The sequence below is a fragment of the Bacteroides sp. 51 genome (genome assembly GCF_010500965.1).
In the GTDB taxonomy this organism is placed as follows: Bacteria; Bacteroidota; Bacteroidia; order Bacteroidales; family Bacteroidaceae; genus Bacteroides.
The window spans coordinates 1-356 of sequence record NZ_QVMI01000143.1; the positions used below are offsets into that span (position 1 = coordinate 1).

Here is a 356-nt window from a genome sequence, read left to right on the forward strand (position 1 = left end):
TCGTCCTAGGGTAAAACTGGTGACTGGGGCTAAGTCGTAACAAGGTAGCCGTACCGGAAGGTGCGGCTGGAACACCTCCTTTCTGGAGTGATGCCTGCATTTTTAGTTGACAGTTGTCAGTTGACAGTTGACAATTAAAAGGAATACGTTCAAATTCACGGTTTAGTTAATATTAGATGATCAATCATCTGGTATTGTACTCTTGTTAGTTATGTTTATATATAGTATTGAGAGATAAAAGAAGCCGAGCCCGCCTATTTTTTTGGCTGTGGCAAGGTTGAACTAGTCCTATAGCTCAGTTGGTTAGAGCGCTACACTGATAATGTAGAGGTCGGCAGTTCAACTCTGCCTGGGAC

At 43.0% G+C, this 356-nt stretch carries 1 rRNA gene; it reads left to right on the top strand.

The features are described 5' to 3' along the window. Nucleotides 1-82, top strand: a 16S ribosomal RNA gene (locus tag D0T87_RS23875); the annotation flags it as partial. Between the last annotated feature and the right edge of the window lie 274 nt (nt 83-356).